General features: G+C 40.8%; 3 protein-coding genes. 1 reads left to right on the plus strand and 2 read right to left on the minus strand.

Going from position 1 to position 4,109, the window contains the following annotated elements; all coding sequences use genetic code 11:
- Window positions 1-435: 435 nt before the first annotated feature.
- Both PLL47_RS14635 and PLL47_RS14640 read right to left on the minus strand, forming a co-directional pair.
- Window positions 436-1,455 (minus strand): phosphatase PAP2 family protein, encoded by a 1,020-nt coding sequence (locus tag PLL47_RS14635; protein ID WP_324447279.1) that lies wholly within the window; start codon window positions 1,453-1,455, stop codon window positions 436-438.
- Window positions 1,456-1,871: 416 nt separating this feature from the next.
- A complete protein-coding gene (locus PLL47_RS14640) occupies window positions 1,872-2,483 on the minus strand; it encodes a superoxide dismutase (protein ID WP_324447281.1) in 612 nt (203 codons plus the stop codon).
- 391 nt (window positions 2,484-2,874) lie between these two features.
- On the opposite strand from PLL47_RS14640, the gene PLL47_RS14645 reads away from it, so the two are divergent.
- Entirely contained in the window at window positions 2,875-3,936 is a 1,062-nt protein-coding gene (locus PLL47_RS14645; RefSeq protein ID WP_324447283.1) for a metal-dependent hydrolase, read from the plus strand.
- Window positions 3,937-4,109 lie beyond the last annotated feature (173 nt).

The raw sequence follows: 4,109 nt of genomic DNA on the forward strand, positions 1-4,109 counted from the left end.
AGTTCGGTCCCGTGTCTCAATTTTTCAAAGTCCATGAATGTCATCCTCGTTGTTTTGATCAAATCTGTAAGTTACTGCCGTGGGAAATCTGTTCCACAGGTGAAATGGCCGTCAGGTCCTTTCCACCAGTTACAACCAGCAGGCTGCGGTTTTCAGTTTGCTGTTTCTCCAGTGAATTGTGAATACGCTCAATAGTAAAAAGCATTATTTAAGCTATTCCTTAATTATAGAGTACAGAATAAATAAACTTACGATGATATAAAATTTGTTGTTTTTTATACTGAAGGTTCACATTTTAACTGTACTTTTTCTCTGGTTTTTTACAAAGCCATATTCCGGAAACCTGATACAGTTTTTCCAGCTTATTTGTATTTCTGAAATTTTCAATAAGATCTGGCTATCTAAGAAATAATATGATTTTAACCTTACCACATATTATTCCGTACAGGTTCTTCTATAAAGGCCGAGCCTCATACAGATATTTACAGAAACCCATATGGTAAATGCAGGGACAAAGGATTTTAAAAATTCTATAAGCGTAATTCCAAAGTAAGCTGCAATTCCGGGAATACCAAACCCGGTATCAAGAACAAGGCTGGATAAGCCGAATATCATGAGCGTGATTAATACCCTGAGAGCTCTCTGCTCCGTACTTCCGCTATCTTCCGGGAGCCCTTTTTTTATAATAAGGATATATGCCGCATTTGTGCCAAGGAAAAACCCCGCTGCTTCGCCACTTATGAAGGACATAGAAAAAAGAATTACAGGAACTACAAACATGGCAGAGTAAAAAAACAGATTCTTCTGCCTGAAAACGAGCTCAAAATTCTCCTTTTTGAAAAAATCGTCCTTTAAAGGGCTTTTAAGGAGAGAGGTAAAGGTTAACAGGAGAATTAAACCCAGAACAGCTCCTCCAATCACATCTCCTAAAAAATGCCTTCCCAGGTACATCCTTGAAAAAGCCATAAGCAGCACCACTCCGGGAGCCAGCCTGCTTACCAGCCTGCTGTTGAAGACGCGGGAGACACCTCCCCAGAGAGCAGTTGTAAGTGCGACATGCCCTGAAGGAAAACCGAAAGGAGAATCAAGAAATGCCTTTTGAAAGCGGAATTCCTCAAGTATCTCCCTGTCAGGAATTTTAAAAAAGCCGTCTTCCCCGTTTCCATTAAAAGGAGAACTATTGTTTATACCGTCCTCCAGGTTAAGTACCCTGCTGTCTACAAAATCCGGCCTCGGAAAAGCTATCAGTGCTTTAAAGACCTCGGTAAATAGAGCAGTCCACAGCAGCAGCTGGAACAGAAGAAAGCCCTTTTTGAAATCAATCCCCAGGGAGATAGTAATTACTATGCCTGCAAAAAATGCGGCAGACCCCATTGAAGTTATCATAACCATGAGGAAAGTAAACCATTCAGTTCCAAGGGACTGGAGGTAAAGTATGGGTTCGGTCTGGAACAAGGGATTGAACTCCTGATGAATATCGCACTATAAAACTAAAAATACTTACGGCTTTCGGAAATTACCCACAGTACACCGGAAAAAATCTCCAGCATACTCAAAAATCCCTTAACCGTAAGAAGCCTGTTTGATTTATATCCTGACTTTGACAGTTAGATGAGGAAAAGTCCTGATGGTTTACTTCCAAATATTTGACAGGGAAAGCGGAGAATACGAGGCATACGAAAGCCACTGCGGGAGAGCAGAAAAAAGCTTGATAAGAATTATTTTGAGTGATCGTGTTAAGTAAGAGACCACAAGAAAGAGCAGGATCAATAAAAATAGCACCGTTTTCAATTACATTTGACCCAAAAAACGTAATAGGAATAACATAACTGTGTTTATCCGACACAGTTATGATAAAAACAATTTTCTGATTATTTCCGAACCTTTTTGAAGTAGTTGTCGATTTCTTCCCAGTTAACTATATTCCAGAATCCTTCTATGAATTTGCCCCTGTCATTCTTATAATCAATGTAATAGGCATGTTCCCACACATCCAGAACCATAAGGATCGGATAATCAGGAATAACATTTACATTATGCTTTTCAATCTGCATGATCCCAAGCCTTTTGGTGTCATTGCAGTAAGTTAACGCTGCCCACCCGGAACCTTCCACACCTGATGCGGTCTGTGTGAACTCCTTTTTAAACCGTTCAAAAGTTCCGAAGTCTTCTTTGATAACATCAGCCAGTTCGCCGACAGGCTCTTTGCTTGCATTGCTTTCAGGAGTCATCTCCCACCAGAAGTAATCATGAAGGACATGCCCTCCAAGATTGAAAGAAAAGGCTTTTGAAACTGCTTTATAGTCAAAATCAGTTCCTTCTTTCCTTGCTTTGTCCATCATTTCCAGCAGGGAATTAACATTGGTCACATAAGCCTGATGGTGTTTGTCATGGTGTATGCGCAGCTGTTCTTCGGAAATATAAGGTTCGAGGTCTGCGTATCCGTATTTCAACGGTGGTAATTTGTATAGTTCTTTAGCCATATATCCTACCCTCTTTTAAACAATCAACTGGCTTCACAAAATCTGTTGATGGACCTCAAGAGGCTGAGTCTGTAAGTTTCCTGTACTTACCTGTACTTCCAGCTCAAGAAATTCCAGATTACAAATCCTGCTAACCAATTTTCCCCTTAAACTACGTTAACAGAAATCTATCTTTCAAACCATTCTGTATCTTATTTCTTCAGATACGTCTTCAGATACGTGCCAAATCGTCATCTGGCAATCTTAAAATGCAGAGTATAATTATACATTTAACCTATTTAAAGATAAAAGATAAAACTGATGAGATATTTTTGCAGATAAGCATCTGAGAATCTGGTAAAACGTTCTTATTATAAAGAGTTAAAACAAAATTCATCCAGGGATAAAACAAATGGTAAACACACTCTCCCACCTTGGAATTGGTTTCCTGATTGCTCTTGCCCTCAGCTTCAAAGGAAAAAAGCGAAACGCTGTGGCATTCCTGTCAATTCTTCCTGACCTGGATTTCATCCCGTACATTTTTTTTGCAATTATCAGCGGCAGCGTGAGCCACGAGACCAGAAACCAGCTCTACTACCTCCTGGGGCACAGGGAGTTCATGCATTCCATCCTTTTTATCATGCTTGTCACGCTTTTTATCTGGCTTAAAACAAAAGACCGCCTGTTCACAGTTGCCGGGTTTGCAGCCATTCTGTCCCACAGCTACCTTGATTATGCCACAAGCTGGAAAATGCGCCCCTTCTACCCGTTCAGCACCGAATCATCCATCATGGGGGCAGTCTACTTTTTCGACCCGCTGGCAAACCTCCTGCCCCTGCTGCCCCTTTTTATTGTGTTTGTGGGATTTCAGAAAAGCAGGGGCAGATGGAACGGAAAATTCAACAACTTCTGTACTTTCGTTACCCATAACCGGAGCCGCCTCTACAGAACGCTCGCAGTTGTGCTTCTGGTCTGGCTTGCAGTCCTTCCGGTGGCAAAGTTTTTCCTTGTAAATCAGATTTCCGAAGCAGAAGGAGCGAGAATCAACTATCAGGAAACATATCCGGTTTCGCCCGGAAGATTCCTGACAGCGTACGAGTACAACGATACGCATTTCAAGATTATGGAAATCAGCTATCTTTCAGGCATCGAGAGAAGCGATTTTATCGAGAAAGTTAACTCAACAGGCGGCGTTTCAGATGCTTCTGCCTATGTTGAAAGAGTCGAGAAACTTTACAGCACAGCCGTTCCTCAGGAAATCGATTATCCTGTTTATTCGGTTTCTGAAAACGAAGATAACGGTACAGTAACTGTCGTGCTGGGCGATGCAAGAAACCCGTATGTTGAAAACTGGGCGTATTTCAGGACGGTTTACAGGTTTGTTTTTGATAAGGAAAGCGGGGAGTATGAGGCTTATGTGAGCATACAGGAGGAAGATGAGGAAGAGAAATTGGAGGAGAATTATTTTGGGTGAGATTGTAAACATTTAAAGCGTTATTTCAAAGAAATAATTGTTTTTAAGTCTGTTGCGTTAAATTCTCGCTTTTAGATTCTTCCAATCTGTCAAATAATTTAACAAAATTTAAAACGAGTTCATGCGTCATCGGTTAAGCGTTAGACAAGCTCTTCTCTATGTGTTTTTATATA

The organism is Methanosarcina sp. (genome assembly GCF_035390745.1).
Lineage (GTDB): Archaea > Halobacteriota > Methanosarcinia > Methanosarcinales > Methanosarcinaceae > Methanosarcina.

What these genes read in the sequence shown, in the direction of transcription:
- PLL47_RS14640 (WP_324447281.1), bottom strand. Translation starts at nt 2,483, where the DNA reads ATGGCTAAAGAACTATACAAATTACCACCGTTGAAATACGGATACGCA.
- PLL47_RS14645 (WP_324447283.1), top strand. Translation starts at nt 2,875, where the DNA reads ATGGTAAACACACTCTCCCACCTTGGAATTGGTTTCCTGATTGCTCTT.